10 protein-coding genes and 1 pseudogene are annotated in these 16,269 nt (G+C 46.9%); 6 read left to right on the top strand and 5 right to left on the bottom strand.

Annotation, left to right across the window (positions count from 1 at the left end; all coding sequences use genetic code 11):
* Position 1 precedes the first annotated feature (1 nt).
* The 5 genes and pseudogenes from AC5I6P_RS05500 to AC5I6P_RS05480 all read left to right on the top strand — a co-directional run bounded on the left by AC5I6P_RS05500 (position 2) and on the right by AC5I6P_RS05480 (position 7,331).
* A complete protein-coding gene (locus tag AC5I6P_RS05500; protein WP_495692752.1) occupies positions 2–2,092 on the top strand; it encodes a GumC family protein in 2,091 nt (696 codons plus the stop codon).
* A 35-nt stretch (positions 2,093–2,127) separates the two neighbouring features.
* Positions 2,128–4,239, top strand: coding sequence for a protein kinase domain-containing protein (locus AC5I6P_RS05495; RefSeq protein WP_495692751.1), 2,112 nt, complete (start codon positions 2,128–2,130; stop codon positions 4,237–4,239).
* A 32-nt stretch (positions 4,240–4,271) separates the two neighbouring features.
* On the top strand, positions 4,272–6,338 hold the full coding sequence (locus tag AC5I6P_RS05490) for an FHA domain-containing protein (RefSeq protein WP_495692750.1): 2,067 nt from the start codon (positions 4,272–4,274) through the stop codon (positions 6,336–6,338).
* Between the two features lie 230 nt (positions 6,339–6,568).
* Positions 6,569–6,676, top strand: a pseudogene (locus tag AC5I6P_RS05485) (IS6 family transposase); the annotation flags it as partial.
* Positions 6,677–7,049: 373 nt separating this feature from the next.
* Positions 7,050–7,331, top strand: a complete 282-nt coding sequence (locus tag AC5I6P_RS05480) for a transposase (RefSeq protein ID WP_495692749.1) — start codon at positions 7,050–7,052, stop codon at positions 7,329–7,331.
* A 21-nt stretch (positions 7,332–7,352) separates the two neighbouring features.
* Here the strand turns inward: AC5I6P_RS05480 and AC5I6P_RS05475 are convergent, their stop codons facing one another.
* The 3 genes from AC5I6P_RS05475 to AC5I6P_RS05465 form a co-directional block, all read right to left on the bottom strand.
* Complete coding sequence (locus tag AC5I6P_RS05475; RefSeq protein WP_495692748.1) at positions 7,353–8,432, bottom strand: IS110 family RNA-guided transposase; 1,080 nt, start codon at positions 8,430–8,432, stop codon at positions 7,353–7,355.
* Between the two features lie 522 nt (positions 8,433–8,954).
* Positions 8,955–9,857 carry an ADP-ribosylglycohydrolase family protein gene (locus AC5I6P_RS05470; RefSeq protein WP_495692747.1) on the bottom strand — a complete coding sequence of 301 codons (903 nt, stop codon included), beginning with the start codon at positions 9,855–9,857 and terminating at the stop codon, positions 8,955–8,957.
* A gap of 174 nt (positions 9,858–10,031) precedes the next feature.
* Entirely contained in the window at positions 10,032–10,844 is an 813-nt protein-coding gene (locus tag AC5I6P_RS05465) for a hypothetical protein (RefSeq protein ID WP_495692746.1), read from the bottom strand.
* Between the two features lie 381 nt (positions 10,845–11,225).
* On the opposite strand from AC5I6P_RS05465, the gene AC5I6P_RS05460 reads away from it, so the two are divergent.
* Positions 11,226–12,521, top strand: coding sequence for an IS110 family RNA-guided transposase (locus AC5I6P_RS05460; RefSeq protein ID WP_495692745.1), 1,296 nt, complete (start codon positions 11,226–11,228; stop codon positions 12,519–12,521).
* 239 nt (positions 12,522–12,760) lie between these two features.
* Here the strand turns inward: AC5I6P_RS05460 and AC5I6P_RS05455 are convergent, their stop codons facing one another.
* Together AC5I6P_RS05455 and cas12k are read right to left on the bottom strand one after the other, a co-directional pair.
* A complete protein-coding gene (locus tag AC5I6P_RS05455; RefSeq protein WP_495692744.1) occupies positions 12,761–13,144 on the bottom strand; it encodes an immunity protein CdiI family protein in 384 nt (127 codons plus the stop codon).
* Between the two features lie 1,169 nt (positions 13,145–14,313).
* Positions 14,314–16,158, bottom strand: coding sequence for a type V CRISPR-associated protein Cas12k (cas12k, locus tag AC5I6P_RS05450; RefSeq protein WP_495692743.1), 1,845 nt, complete (start codon positions 16,156–16,158; stop codon positions 14,314–14,316).
* Positions 16,159–16,269: the final 111 nt, after the last annotated feature.

Here is a 16,269-nt window from a genome sequence, read left to right as displayed (position 1 = left end):
TATGAAAGTTCATCTGTTTCTGAAGCGCTACCTTGCTGCATTGAATCAGTATAAGTGGGCAGGACTTGCTTCCTTTGCTTGCATTTCAGCGATTGCTGGAGCCATAGCGCCGCGACTGCCTGAAACCACTCATCTCGCTCAGGCGAAACTACTGTATAAACCTGCTGTCGAAGCAACTCCAGCAACTGGAACTCAACCAGCAGCGCAGAAGTTGATTCCTGGTCCTGAATCGTTGATGTCTGATCAGCTACTGCAACAAACTTCTGATGCGTTGGAGGCAAAAGACCAGTCGATTGCACCTAATGAACTGCGGAATCGTATTAAGTTAGAGAAAGATCCCAAGCAAGAAAATCAGATTTTGATTCGGTCTCAAGATAGCAACGCAGAGAAAGCAAAACTCATTGTTGAATCGTTTGTCAACACAGTGAGCAATCAAAACCTCGCGAGCAAGCGTCGGGAAGTTGAAGCATCGCTCAAACTGCTAGGACAACGAAGGGGATTGCTCGAGAAGAATCTTCGAGTTGCCGAAGAGGAGTTGAGAGAGTTTGGCAGACAGGAGAAGCCTGCGATTCAGGCAGCTATAGACGGTAGTTTGGTTTCTGCAATTACAACGATTCAACAGCAACAGCGCCAACTTCGTCAGCAGCTTCAAGGAACCGATGCCGAAATTGCCAGTCTTCAAAATCAACTTGGAATGACTCCACAGCAAGCCTATGTTGCGTCGGCGCTGAGTGCTGATGCGACGATCGCTAACCTCACCACAAAAATTGCTGACATCAAATCACAGGTTGAAGTACAGCGTCGCGAACTACAGCCTAAACATCCTGACATCATTGCACTACAGCAGCAACAGCAAGTCAATGAAGTTCAACTTCAACAGAGAGTTGCAGACATTGCAGGTGAGAATAACGGGATTTCCTCAATCCAAACGGTTGCTCTTCGCAGAGTCAGTAGCCTGGATAAAGCACGACAAGATCTTGCCAATAAGCTGGTAAATTTGCAGACGCAACGCGACCGTTTAGCTCAAGAGTTAGGCATTCTCAGTCGATCTGAACCCGAGCTACGGCGAAATTATCAGGACGGGACAGAACTGAAACTAGAGCAGGAAAAACTGACAAAGGAGGTCGTTCGCTATCGAGAAACCTTTGATCAGACAGAAAAGCAGTTGGCAGCAGCTGAACTAAAGAAAGCAGAAACTAGAAGCGATTGGGTGAGCGAAGGCACACCCCAAGCTAAAGAGATATCCAATTGGTGGTTGAATCGTCCTGTCATTCTGCTGGCAGGAGGTGTGTTAGCAGTCCTTATTGCTGGCACTACAGTACTGCTACTAGATGTGCTGCGAGGTAGACTTTTAATTCCTGAAGAAGTCCAAGCCATTCTGAAGCAACGGGTGCCGTTTCTAGGAGTTTTACCGCATATTCCTAAGCAAGCCGGGCAAAAGACTCCAGTTTTAATCAGGACAGACTCGCCCTATTTAAACGCTTACGAGTTACTTCGGAGTAGTCTGAATCGTCATGGTCAGAGTCAGCCACTCAAAATGGTTGTGCTGTCCAGCACTCGTAAGAGCGAAGGTAAAACGATCGCTGCCTACAATTTGGCGATCGCGTCAGCCAGAGCCGGAAAGAAAACTCTGTTGATTGAAGCAGATTTGCGTGCATCTTCTCAGGTACAGGCGTTGGGGGTTGCTACCCATGAGAGTGCGGAATCAGGTTCTCTAATCGAGAGTATGCAGATTGAAAGCGTTCAGCCAGCCCCCCACATTAAGAATTTATTTGTTTTGCCTAGTTCAAGCTGTGTAGAGCAGGTGACAGAGGCTTTAGAATCTAGCCAGATGCAGGAGTTGTTAAAGCTGGCGCGGGATAAGTTCGAGTTTGTGGTGATTGACGCAACCGCTTTGCGCTTCAGCGATGCGCTGTTGATTGAACCCCACACCGATGGGCTAATCCTGGTGACTCGACCCGGTTACACCGATCGCAGTAGCTTCAAGATCGTAATTGAAAAGTTAACAGAATTTAGCGACATCAAATTGCTTGGAGTTGTCATGAACAATGTCACAACCTCACATAAACATGCCCACTTGCTATCGCTGTAGTCCGCGAAGTACTTGATTCTGAGGTGACTGTGGAAATGCATAACAAAATTATTCATCACTACAGAATTATCAAACCGCTGGGGGCAGGAGCGTTTGGACAAACCCACCTGGCTCAGAACCTCAAGCTGCCAGATCAGCCCATGTGTGTGGTTAAACAACTAAAGCCGCAAAGCACTGATCCTGAATCGGTTAAGACAGCAAAGATGCTGTTCGATCGCGAGGCAGAAACCCTACATCAAATTAGAGGTCATGAGCAAATTCCTCAAATCTTGGACTACTTCGAGGAAGATCAAGAATTCTATTTGGTGCAAGAATACATTGAAGGAAAAACGTTAAGAGAAGAGTTAGACAGTCAGCAACCGTGGGATGAAAGCCAAGCGATTCTATTTTTGCAAGAAATGCTTGAAATTGTAGCGTTTCTTCATTCTCGCAAAATTATTCATCGCGATATTAAACCCGAAAATATTGTCCGCAGAACGTTAGATCAAAAGCTGTTTCTAATTGATTTTGGGGCCGTCAAACAAGCTTGCTGCGATCGTCAGCAGTCATCCACCATCATTCACAGCCGTGGATATAGTCCTCCAGAACAACTCGCTGGAATTCCAGAGCCAAACAGCGATATCTATGCGTTGGGAATGACTTGTATTGAGGTATTAACTAAAGCTGCGCCAGAATCTTTAATACAGCTTAGAGAGCTCAGAACTCAAAAAATTAGCTGGTCTGAAAGCTTAAAAATTCGTCCTGAGTTCAAATCTATTCTTGACGACATGGTGTGTATTAGCGCTCAAAACCGATACTCAAGCGCTGATTGTGTGTTGCGGGATCTGGAACGCATTGCTACTAGCTCCTCTAACAACTACACACCCACAGAGATTACTACGTCTCACAATTTACACGCTTATACTCCAACAGAGTTGAGAGCCGGTAGTACTGCAGATTCTTATACAGATATGGAGGACTTTGAACAACTGTCGGAAGCGGGTTCCCTTCCCAAAATTTTAGCGCCTCCACCGAAGAAAAAATTGAGCTCTGAAGAATTATCACGGGAATTGATTGAGTGCCTTGCAGATAAACAGAGAGCGCCACAGCCTAAAGAAGTAGTGAATACGATTCATCGATGGTTAAGAAAGAGGGTTCTGATTGTGTCTGGCTCTTTAATTTTTACGGTCGTTGGGCTGCCGCTTTTTCTGATTTTCAGTCATACCAATAAATCTGCCCATTCCTCAAATACAAACAGCAGTGAAACAGCCAACAGTCGAGAAACATCAGCCACTTTTGAGGAAAAGAGTAAATTTAAAGAACACTCATCATCAATAAAATTCTTAGCATTCGCACCCGATCGCAAGACCCTAATCTCTGGCAGCAAAGCAGGTTTAGTCAAGCTGCGAGATGTACACAATCCGTCATTGACCACGACTCTCACTCAAACTCAAAGTCAGATTTTGGCAATGTCTAGTAGTGCAAATGGAAACACTCTAGCGATCGCTACAGAGGGTAAGTCGATTGAACTTTGGGACTTAAAGCATCATAAAAAGACGAACCAAATTCTAACCCAGCAGATTGTCTGGTCACTTGCACTGAGTCAGTATGGCGATTTAGCAGCGGGGATAGTAGGCAAGATCAAGCTGTGGAAAATTCAGCCAAAGCTATCTGAAACGAAGCAGCTTCCAGATGAACGTTCTCAGTCAATCGCATTTAACCCCGCTGCTGATGTTCTTGCTAGAGGAAGCGCTGATGGCACCGTCAGAATGTTTCATCTCACATCTAATAAATCGCAAAGCTTTCACAAACACTCAAACGCTGTTAATGCTGTTGCAATTGATGTGGATGGCGCAATCCTATTCACGGGTAGCGAAGACGATACAATTCGCATCTGGAATTTACATGCACTGAGTGAACATACGTTGCCTACCATACAAGCGGATTTAGGTGGTGTGAAGGCGATCGCAAGTAGCCCGACTGCAAAAATAGTTGCTGGAGGCGGCACTTACGGCACAGTTAGAATTTGGAACTGGCACACAGGTCAGACAATTGCCAGCTTCTCAAATCATCTAACGGAAGTTACTGCACTGGCGTTTAGTCCAGAGGGCCGAATGCTGGCGGCTGGTGACAGAGAAGGTGGCATTGTGATTTATACCTTAAAGTAAATGCTGATTTTTTGAATTAGGGATTTAACCGTATGGCAATTAGGAATAGTCAGCTATTAACTCACATCCAGGAACTAAAACAGCTAATTGCCGAAGATTTTTGCCAAAGTCAATTCTTTCAACAGATTGATCAAGATTTAGATCAAATTATTGATGATTTAGGGTCAGAAAAGCTAGCTATTCATTTTCTGAGTAGTGATCGAGACTTAGCAAACTCGTTTCATCGTCTCCTAAATCCTAATCAAGATCTAGAGCAGAAATATCAGTTTCGGTTTCATGAATTGCCAAATCAATTGCTACAAAAACAAAAGTCTGTACGTCCAGCTTTTTTGGTGCTGCAACCACTAGAAAACGAGGTTAAACAGACTCGTTACACACTTTCATTAGAAGGAGCATTAATTGGACGTGAACCTGAGTGTGATATCTACATTCCTGATCACTATACCTGTGTGAGTGGACGGCATCTAGAGGTGCATGGTTACTCAACAAACGACCATGGTTCTCCCGATCAGTGGCAAGTCCAAAACTGCGCTGATTGTAGGAATGGCACCTATATTAATGGCGAACTACTTGTTGGCAAGCACATTCTAGAATCTGGCGATCGTATCGTCTTGGGTGACAGACTTTCAAGCTCCAAAAGTCCTCAACTTATGTTCGAGTGTCCACCTATCTCAGATGAAATTTCGATCGAGGCTAACTACAACCCCTATAGAAGATTAGTAAATTGCGACATTCTATTTCTGGTTGTAGATTCCAAAGGCGAAAGCTTAGAAGCAGAAAAAATATTACATTTAGTCAGTGTTAACGCTGAGCTTAAAGCGTTTTTGATCACTTCAATATATGAACCGATCGAGGTTTTCCAGGTTACTCAGCAAGAGAAGTTTCCTATAAGTTTAGAAGCTCTAAATCAGCAGTTGGCCTCCATAACTGAAAAACAAAACAGTTCTACTAAGCTTCAACGTATCTTATCTCAAACTATCTTAATCACTACTGAAGTTAGCCAAGTTTTTTCGAACAAGAAAGAAAAGCTTGAGCAAGAGATTGAGAAAGTTAAAGCTCAGCAATTACAAGGACATAGAAAAAGCATTGAAGACGTATCTTTACTATCAAAAGCAATTAATGAGCAAAAGATCGGATTGCTAAGAGCGATCGAGTCTTCAGTCAGCCATGCAAAACAAGATTTACTAGATGATTTTTTGGCAGATAGTATTTTACAGAAAATTCAGGAACTTGTGGATAGCTTAGAAGCGCAAATCTTCAAGCAAGAAGGTAAGAAATATCTAGAACTAAGAGCTAAAGGGGTTGAGTCAAACGTAAATGACTTCATTGTGCAATTCTGCGAAAGTGAACTGCTGAAGTGGGTCGATGAAGAATGGAGAAAGATTCTTAAGGAATATGGTAATGGCGGTTTGGAAAGCTTAGTAGAAAGCTCAAATAGACTGCTAAAGAAAGTCTGTGCAAATAGCAACAAAGACTTCACTGTGAAAATTAAGCGTAGGCTTGAGCTTGAAGGAGCTTTTCAAGCTTCTCTAAGAAGAATACCTGTCAGAATTGAATATCAGCAAGAGCCGGCTTGGATTTATTTTTTCAAGAGAATTAGAGGTTCCGTCTTTCAAGTCATGGGTATTTTATTTCTCTTCAGTTTTCTTGGTGTCAGCAGACCTAATATTATCAGAACCATCAACAAACAGATCTCTGGCTCTTTATTTTTGTCTATTGTTGTCCTTGGCATTATTACTTGTTTGACATATAATTTGTATAAAAGCTATCAAAAAAATAGAGACTTAGAAATTCATAAATCAGCAGAGAAAATTAGACAAGACCTGAAGAATTACTACTACAGAGTAGTCAAGAATCACTTTGTTGAGAGGATAGTTCAAAGATTAGAAACTCAGTTAAAAGAAGAAATTAACAGCTTTGATGAGAGCATCAAAGCTTTCTTGGATATCACTAGCAGAAGCTCTGTTGTAACAAACCATAGTCAGGTAGATACTAAAAGCTATCTGAGAGATTGTCAGGATCAAACTAAGAGATTAGAAAAGAAATTGGGAAATCTGCAAAGAATCAAAGACAAACTCCAGAGGCTTCAGTCGAGATGAATCGGTTGTGTCACAAGTACTTTTTAATGACAAACGAAGCATCTCGTTCGCATTCTATTAAACATTAATTCCAAAGAGTTCTTCGATAAATTTGGCTTGAGATACACTTTCCCCTGATATGTTGAGATTGCGGTAGACCGATGTCCCCAAGGTTCTTCAAAACCGTAAAGCTGGTTGTGTCGCAAAAATGGTAAAGTAGGGAAGCCTAATTTTCTCTAGCTTTGCTCTAAATGACGATTGATTCCCTGTTCAGGTGGCGGCACTTTTTGCCTGAAATCATCTTGCTGATGAACGTGCGCTGGTATTGTCGTTATGCCTTGAGTTATGGGGACTTAGAAACTGTTTGTAAAAGGTAGTTAAGTGGGTTTGAGCCTTCTCATTCGACGGTTGTTTGTTAACCTCCGTAGCCTCAACCGAATCATGACCACGTAAATCATGTCTTCATGATTCTCAGGCAGAGTTTCATAGTCTCGTGGGTAGTGCTCTTGCATTCTCTAGCCATGTCCAAGTCCGTTCAACAATCCATCGTTCAGGTTCAACTTGAAATCCTTTCCTTGCGGTTGGACGTTGACTCAACTCAACTTCAACTGAACGCTGTTGCTCGGCAAAAAAGTGTCCAATCAACATCGCCTCGATACCCTTGGTCTGGGTTGTGCAGCAAGGAAGTGTGGGTTTGGTAAAACAGAGGGGTAATCATCAGGGAGCAAACCGATGAAATGCCTGTTCTGTGATCACCCTCGATCACAGAACAGGCATGGAAAAACGAGTAAAGGCAGCCAAAGGTATCGATGCTGTAGCTGCAAGCAAACGTTCACCGACACCTTCGATACGGTGTATTACCGTCGCCAAGTCACTGCTGAGCAAGCTCGAACCCTGCTCCAAGCCCATAGTGAAGGCAGCAGTCTGCGAGGAGTGAGCCGAACCAGTGGATTAGCTTATGGCACCGTTGTCAGCATCATTCGGGCCAGCAGTACCAAATTGATGCTCCTATAGATGTCAAGTCCTTTTTTTACTCTAAGCATGACTTACATCTAGCACTTGGGGCGTTGAGCATGTTTTGCGAATGAGGTGATAAATCTCTCGCGCCACATAACGTTTGAGACAGCGAATAATCTCTCGTTTCGACCGTCCTTGTGCTGTGCGACGGGCAACGTAGTCCTGAGTCGGCTGATGCCATCGCATCCGCACAATCACGACGCGAAACAGCGCAGCATTGGCTTGGCGGTTTCCGCCTCGGTTGAGGCGATAGCGCTGGGTTTTGCCCGAAGACGCGGGAATCGGACAAACCCCGCACATCTTGGCAAAGGCGGCTTCGGAATGCGCACGCTCCGCATTGTCGCCGAAGGTCGTCAGCATTTCGGCAGCCGTATCGGGTCCAATGCCAAAAGCTTGCACCAATTCGGGAACTGCTGCTTGGGTGAGCGTTGTGAGATGTTGCGTGTGCATTTCAATTTCCTCATGCAACTGTAACCATCGTTTTGCCATCGCCGCCAAGGCATACTGCATGGCAGCGACAGGCGTATCGAGGGGTCCAACTTCAAGTTGTGCACAAGCGGCAATAAGCCCAGATGGAGGCAAGGGTTCCAACTGGGCTCGTAGCTCTGCATTTGCCGTGATGAGCACCGCTTTAATCGTGACCATGACTTGCGTCTGTGCTTTGACGGCTGTATCTCGTGCCGCTTTGAGAATTCGGAGCATTTCCACCGCCCCATCCGCTGCTTTGGGAACGGCTGTGGCTTGTCCAGCCAGCACTTGACGAGCCGCATCTTCTGCATCGAGCAGATCATCCTTGCCTTGCAATCGCTGGTGACTTCGACGGCAAGGACGGCTGACTTCCACCACTTTCAGTCCTTGACGCCGTAGGAACTGACTCAAACCCTTGCCATACGACCCAGTGCCTTCCACACCAAACGCAGCGACCCCGCCGAACGTCTTTGCCCACTCCAGCAATTGTTGATATCCCGCTGGAGTAGTGGGTATGATGCGATCTCCTAACCGTGCACCTAAGCCATTGATAGCAACTGCAGCATGCGTGTCTTTGTGCGGGCCAACACCGATGATCACTGCATTCGGATCGGTCGTGAATTGTGTCATTGTTCACCGCCTGGTTGAAGAGCAGAACTGCTTGCAGGACTGGGGCAATGGACAAGACTGCGATGAGACTTTATTCAAGACAGGCTCCTATCAGGTCACGATGCCCAAACCCAACAAGCAACAAAGGTCTTTCTACTCCCAATCGACAAATCAATGCAAAGGCACAAAGCCGATCAACTTATGGGTCAGATTGGGAGTAGAAAGACTCTTCTATCCTCGCAGTCAACTTAACGGGATAAATTCAAAAATTAGCACGATGATCTCCCAGTAGCTACGATCGCTTAGATTATGCAGTAGGGTTCAACTCAACAATCTCCTGCTAATCTTGAAATCGTTGGCGCATCTGTTCACGATAGCGATTCAACTCAAACTGAATAGCTAATTTCTGATGTTGCTAGCTCAACCGAAATCTTAGGGCTGCATCCCCACCAATACTCAGCAAGATAACGTTCCCAATCAAGCGCTGCAAGGAACCCTAAACGCTCAACAGATAGGCTGCCGCGGTCGGGGTCATTGAAGCTGTTATGCAGCTTCGGTCTGTAACTGATCAGCAAGTTCAGTAATCTTATCTCGCATTGCAAGTTGTCTAAGCCAGTGAATAGGTATGCCCGGTTCTCCGTAATATGCTCCAGCCACTTGACCACAAATAGCAGCTGTTGTATCTGCATCATCACCCAGGTTGGTCGCAGCAAGGATTGCTTGTTCATAAGTTTCCGTTGTCCAGAAACACCAAAGCGCAGCTTCTAAACTTGCTACAACATATCCCGTGCCACGAATATCATTGACTCGCTTCCTTTGATAGTCCCCACAAGCAATGGATTGAATGGATGGAGATGCGATTATCTCTAGGTCATTTCCAAAGAGAATCTCTGTTTTGCTGGCTCCTGAGAGTGCACGGAACAGAATGTCCCCAAACAAACGACTCGCATCAATGCACTCTGCTGCACCATGTGTTGTTCGAGAGCTCTCACCGGAAAAGTGTAGAACGTGATCGCGAGATGGGAAATAAAACATTGGGACAGGTGCGAGCCTCATTAGACAACCATTGCCGGCAGACCTTGGATTAGTGGAACCACTAAATGGATTGCCAGATGTTTTGTATTGATACAAGGCTTGACGGACTGTATTCCCAATGTCTAAGCAGTCGCCAGTACTGCTTAGATAACCGTGTTCATACCAATTGCAGTAACGATTCATTTGATCGATGGCATCAAATGCACCAACCGTAACTAGGCTAGTAGCTAGGCACAATGCCATCGATGTATCGTCAGTCCATTGACCAGGCTTGAGGTTAAACGGACCTCCGCCAACCATGTCTGTCACAGGTGAGAATGAACCACGATGCTGAAATTCGACCGTTGTGCCTACGGCATCGCCTACAGCCAGTCCTAACAGACACCCTCGAAATCGTTCTGATGAATTCATAGGAATTATCGTTTTCTCTCGTCTAATGCCAGACTAACTTTTGATTGACCCAACTGAGAAACTTATATTTGCATTCCTACCAATATCTTGGGATGCATAACGGCAAAACGCAGCGGCAGATAACCTTGAACTCAGAACCAGCGGCTTTCGTACGTCCGCTACCGTGAAGTTATGTTAGGTGTGACGCAGCTTGGTAAAGCGGCGAATCAGATAGGCTGCAAGGAAAAAGAACGGTGCCCAGCCCACGAGGAAGAGAAAAAACGCGGGCGAAAACGGACCCGGCTGGTTACCCAGGTAGGCGCTGGTCGATGGATCGTCACCCTTGAGTGCAATGGCGATCGCTGGCCCAAACCCCTGAAGTGCACCCCACCAACTAAAGGCCGCCAAGCAGCTCATGCCAAAGCGATGTCGTGCCACATCCGTCGCACGATTATTATCCGAGGACGAGGTGGTTCGCGCCATGACAATCACGATGAGGGTGAAGGTCCAGATCATCCACAGTGCACCCGTCCACGGATTGAGGCGCAACGTGATGATGAGCGTGAGGACTAGCCCCGTCAGGACGAGCAAACTGGGCACCAACAGATCCGCCGTCTCCCCTGACTGTCGCCGGAATACGCGCGGCGGCATGGATTCTCGTAGGAGGTAGAGGAGGCAGAGACCCACGAACAGGAAGCCCAGGCGTGCCGGATAGGTGCTGGGCATGCCGTAACCTGCATATTTCGTATGGTTTTCTTGCACGAAAAAGCAGAGTCGAACCATATCAAGCACGATACCGGTGAGTGCCACGATGACCATCGACCACCCGAAGAAGCGTCCGGAGCGCATGTGCGATTTACTGCCCTTTCGCGCCGTGAAGGACACCATCGCCGAGAGCGGTGCGATTGCTCCCGTGATGATGTGAAGTAAAAGCATCATCAAGAAGATGGAGTTGGCAAAGGAGCTTCCGTAAATGACGGGCTTGTGATGCAAGAACGTTGATAGCACGGCTCACTCCTACTCTGACTGCACATGGCTTACAATGACGGCCTTATGGTGATTTTACCAGCCTAACGTTTGAGTTCAGCGGCGACCTACATCTTTGTATCCACACCAGTATCATTGCTCTTCCGTTGCATGCCGTTATGGGGGTACGGGACTGAAATTGAGTAATACACTTGATTTCGGAACTCGGAGGAGGCGAGTGACGACTTTGCATGGGCACGACATCTGATGTCTGTAACAATATCGCACGCACCCGCCTCTTGTCCCTGCTTCAACTAACGAACTCTCAGGGCTTGGCGTTCGTGAACCTTGCCATAACACTTTCGACTGAAGTTCAGGGGATTCGAGCTGTATCTCAACCAACTTCTACTTCAGGGTGTGAGTATGAAAAAGTCTGCTTCGCCAGTTCATGAAACAGCCCCCCTTCCTTACGCTGCTTACATTGGCATTGATTGGGCAGATCAAAAGCACGATCTTTGCCTGTATGACCCAATCAGTCAACAGTTTGAATTTTCCGTCATTGGCTCCCAACCCGAAGCGATCAATGCCTGGGTCGAAGGATTAAGGAAACGATTTCATGGGCAGTCAATTGCCATCTGTACAGAGCAGAAACGAGGACCGTTGATTTACGCCTTGTGCAAGTACGAGTTTTTGGTCCTACATCCCGTCAATACGCTCCTGGTGGCGAACTATCGTCAAGCGTTTTCTCCCTCTCGTGCCAAGTCAGACCCTACCGATGCTCAAGTTCTGGTAGAACTTTTGCTCAAGCATCGGAATAAACTCAACGTTTGGCAGCCTAGTAGTAGCAAGCTACGGGCACTCCAGCAGATGGTAGAGAATCGACGGATGCTCGTGGCAGAGAAGGTTCGCCTGACAAATCGCCTCACTGCTGCCCTCAAAGGGTATTACCCACAAGTGCTGGACTGGTTTGAGGACAAAGATACTCAGGTCTTCTGTCAGTTTTTGACGCGCTATCCCAGTCTTAAAGCTGCCCAAACTGCTCCCGCAGAAGAACTAGAGACGTTTTTCAAGTCTCATCATGTCGTGCAGACAAAGACCATTGAGCGCCGGCTTGAACAAATTCAACAGGGAGTTGCGTTGACCGATGATGTAGGCATTGTAGAACCACTGCAACTAAGAGTTGCAGCCTTAATCGCCCAGTTGCAGGTTCTTTTACCCAGCATTGCCACCTTCGATGCCAAAATTGGAGAACTGTTTGACTCTCACTCCGATGCTGAGCTATTTAAGGCCCTACCGGGTGCCGGACCGCAGCTTGCACCCCGATTACTGGTAGCGTTCGGGGAAGAGCGTGCACGCTTCCAAAGTGCTCAAGACTTGTTGTGCTACAGCGGCATTGCCCCTGTTAAAGAAAGTAGTGGGCAAAAATCGTGGGTGCATTGGCGCTGGAGTTGCCCCAAATTTCTTAGGCAGACGTTTGTAGAATGGGCATTGCAAACGCGCAAACACTCGTTTTGGGCAGAAGCGTTTTACCAGATGCAACGGCAAAAAGGCAAGACGCACCAGGGTGCGATTCGAGCGTTAGCCTTTAAGTGGATACGCATTGTCTTTCGCTGCTGGCAAGACAAACAGCCCTATGATGAGGTGAAATATTTGATGACATTGAAACGCAAAGGTTCACCGCTCGTACAAAATCTGGCACTCACAGAAGAAATGAAATAAGCGTCAGACAAAATCAGTAAAAGTGTGAAAAGTCGCACTGTATTGAAAACAGAATTGAGTTAGAAAATAAACTCAATCCTGAAATACTTGTGCTGCAATTTTCTTTACAGAGAACCGAAAATAAGAACCTAAGAAAAGACGAAGAAAAGAACACAAATCTAAATTAAAAATCAGTCCTCTTGACTGAGTTGGACTCAGGGCATATTGTTAGCCTGCTGCAACCTCATGGATAACATTCATCACCGCCGAAAGCCTTCTGGATCAGCCAAGTACCGATCGAGATCAGGGTCTTCACTGGCTCGCCATTGCCTATCAATCAGTTCGTACTCCTCGCTCAATTCAGCGCGAATGGTCTCTAACAGAGCATCCACAGCCGCATTGAAACGATCACACTCTTCCTGCCGCCAAGGACCTGGATCTGGTGGGTAAGTCCAGTTTAAGGCTGTGTCATGCCACTCGGCTAGAGCACGTATCCTTTCTGAGGTTTGAATGCTCAGCCCCAATGCTTCAGGTTCAATTAGACCAACATCAAATTTAACTCTTGCTGCATCATTGTCACACCAGAACGGTGAATCACAACCCCAATCGTAGAAAAAACGAATTTGGTATTGACGCTCTGTCATGATTAGCTACACCCATTTTTTGCATGAGGGATTGAACAGTTTTGACTACCCAATTCAGACCATGAACCATTAGAACGACAATGCTGGCAAAACTAGCAACTGCCAGGAGAAAAGTCATCTTGCTTAATCCACCAAGCGTTTAGAGGAGATGGGGAACCCAACCCCAATGTTATTCCTCATGTACGTTCGCACGTTAAGTGTCGCAATTCGCAAATTGGTGTCGTTTCTGACAATTTTTAGCATTTTTGCTACGATTTCGCAGGTTAGTGTCGCCAATTAACGCAGTCTTGCTATTCGCAAATTGATGTCGCTAAATTCAAATGCTTTTCGATTCGCAAATTGATGTCGCTTTTTATGTAAGCACCCAGTTTTTGACTGTAAAGGATTGGTTGTAAGGCAGGCGCTCCTTTCAGTCCTCCATCAAAAATATTAGAGACCTCTAACCTCTAGGCTCGCAATTTTCACTCAAGTTTTAGCAATACAAACTTTCAGCCCACCCATTCATGGGAGGCTGATCGCAACCAAGCCAGGCGACGTACGGTCGACAGTCTTCAAACTTTCAGCCCACCCATTCATGGGAGGCTGATCGCGACTCCCAGCGCTAGAATCCTTGTCCTGTAAGCTCTCCAAGCTGCCTTTTGGCAAACCTAGATAAAAAGTACGCTCTCGACTTCCTGGAAAACTTACTTTGGCAAGCCTCAACTGAATGAAAGCTTTACCGCTAGAGGATTTTAGAGTTTTGACGAACCACCCAGGGATTTTGCCCTTGCTTCGGTTTGCCAAAAATGTTTGGAGGACTCCTCCTTGCTCGGAGGCGATTGGGTAGCCGCCACTCCAGTCACATCCTCTGCATCAATTACTTGATGAGATAACGCCCCTGTACCCTCACCTTGTGAAGGCTTGACTCACTTCTGCTGGGTGCGCACCTACGCTACAGTTGAAGAACACTCTCCACAACTACAGCTTCCCATCCCCACACAAATCTCGATTTGAAATCTGCACCAGAATGGCAGTCAGCGAGCGGACAGCTACCAGGGTCGGAAAGTACAGTCGTCTCAGGACGACCAAACTGACCCGCATTTTTCGCAGTTCAGCGGCTCAGAAAGCTTGAACTGCGGCGCTGTTGAATATATTAACTTGTCTAGGTTCGGATGTACTGCAAAGCTGGATTATTTCCTAGCACGAGCATGATAAGCTGCGATCGCGATATCTTTTGCCTGTGCTTGGGGATTGTCGTGGATCGGCTGAAATCCTGTTTCAACGGTCATACCCAGTTGATTTGCTTGATTACAAATCGCGTCAATCAGCCTGTTGTAGCTCCAACGATGAATCGCCTGACGGTACGCTTTGGCGTATTGGTTTTGTGCCGCAACGGAGCCGGGACACCTTTGTTCTGCCTTGGCTTGGATCTCACTGGCGAGTAAGTCTCGCAGATGTTTCAGGTTTGGCACAACGACACTGCCTGCCCCATACGTGCGAGCAAGTTCGATGATCGCTTTCGCTAATAGCCGGTCCACATACTGCCCCAGTTCTGATTCTGAGGGTTGGAACGTTACCCCTCGCTTTTGATGTTTGTGCCGTTCTCGGCTGTTTTGCTGCTGCCCGTGACGGTGACGGTTGAGCAAGCGGTAGTGATCGCCGAGCAAGGTACGAGGTGTTCGGTAAGCCAGCACCTCTCCAGTGCTGCCGTTCACAACCGCGACGCTGACCGGGGTTGCCAGTCCAATTCTGATTCCAACTAAAATTTCGGAATTCCCTTGATAGGGAGCTTTGCTGGGGCGTTCGGGTAGATGCTGCAAGCGCTTGAGCGTCGAGTAATTGCGAGGATCTGGGTTGGCATGAGCCAGCTTCTGAAGGACTTTCGCTACTTTCTCCTGTTGAACTTCTAGCGTGCCTTCTGCACTCATTAAGCGGACATCGAAGGCGCAGTGAAGGGCAAGGTGGTTCACGTTCCAAGGGTCGCCCTTACCCTTACCTTCTCTCCAAGCCAACATCGCTGAACTGAGCGTCAGTAAGCCTGCCGGATACGTCTCCTCATTCGCTTGATAAGCTTGCCAATCCTCGAGAAAGCGGTGGAAGAAGGGCAGTTGACGTTGATCGCACGCTAACTGAAAGGGATACTCTTTACAGGTTTTGAACCATGCCTGGAGGGTTGGATCGGCTGCCTTAAGATACTTATCGACACCATTAAAGCTGACGCTGATTCTGCCTTTTGCGGTCTTACGCCAATAGATGTCTATCGCACTGCCATAGAGAATGGGATAAGGCAACGATGCGGGACGGGTAAGCAGTTTGACTTGCCAGTCCCTGGCTTGAGCAACGCTCGCCGGAATCTGCTGCGTCGCGATCTCCAATGTCTCGAGAAACTCTTCCCCCGTTAAGTCCCGTCCCTTGGGGAGACGCGCTTGGAGTTGAGCTTCCAATTGCTCAACTTCTTTCTGTTTTTGATGAATGCGATGGGCGAATTTCTCCGGGTCTTCTTCAGTCTCAGGAATTTTGCCACCACTTTTAATCAGATGCGCGATCGCACATCGAGTCAGGGAGTCGTCGGTACCCTCATAAGTTTCAAATAAACGAGTTAGCAAACTGGCAGGGTTGGAAGAGTGGCTCTGCGATCGTACCTGCTGGCGCTTTTGTGAGGTTGGATGAGACTCGGCACTCAGTTGCCTGAGAATCGCTTGTGCTTGCTGTTGGAGCCCTTCAAGCGTGGAGTTGCTTAGTTCCAGGAGTTCCGCATCACTTTTAACCACATTCAACCAGCGCTGCTTGCCATCGAGGCGATGACGGCGGCTCTGCTGAAGTGATAACCATGACTCGTAGGTGTACGTCACCATCAGGCTGGCAGAGGCGTAGAAGCGTCCAGGTTGACCTGGATAAGTGGCTTTAAGCGGATCACAAAGTGCTTGAACTGCCCGAGTTGGGAGGGTGCCTCTGCGTTGCCAGATTTCAAAGTTTGGATGCTGGCTGACTTGCTTGATCAGGTCATTAACCAGGGGAGTATTGCTGCTAGCCATGAGGTGCTAGAGGTGACGACGGACTGGTTCAGCTGCAATTAGGCGACAGTGAATAGTGATGATACTCATAGCTCGCAAGGCTCCACCATGACGGCTGCTAGAAAAATTTGA

It is taken from the genome of Myxacorys sp., assembly GCF_059501405.1.
The sequence above is the reverse complement of the archived record's forward strand: the minus strand, read 5'-3'. Positions and strand labels throughout refer to the sequence as shown.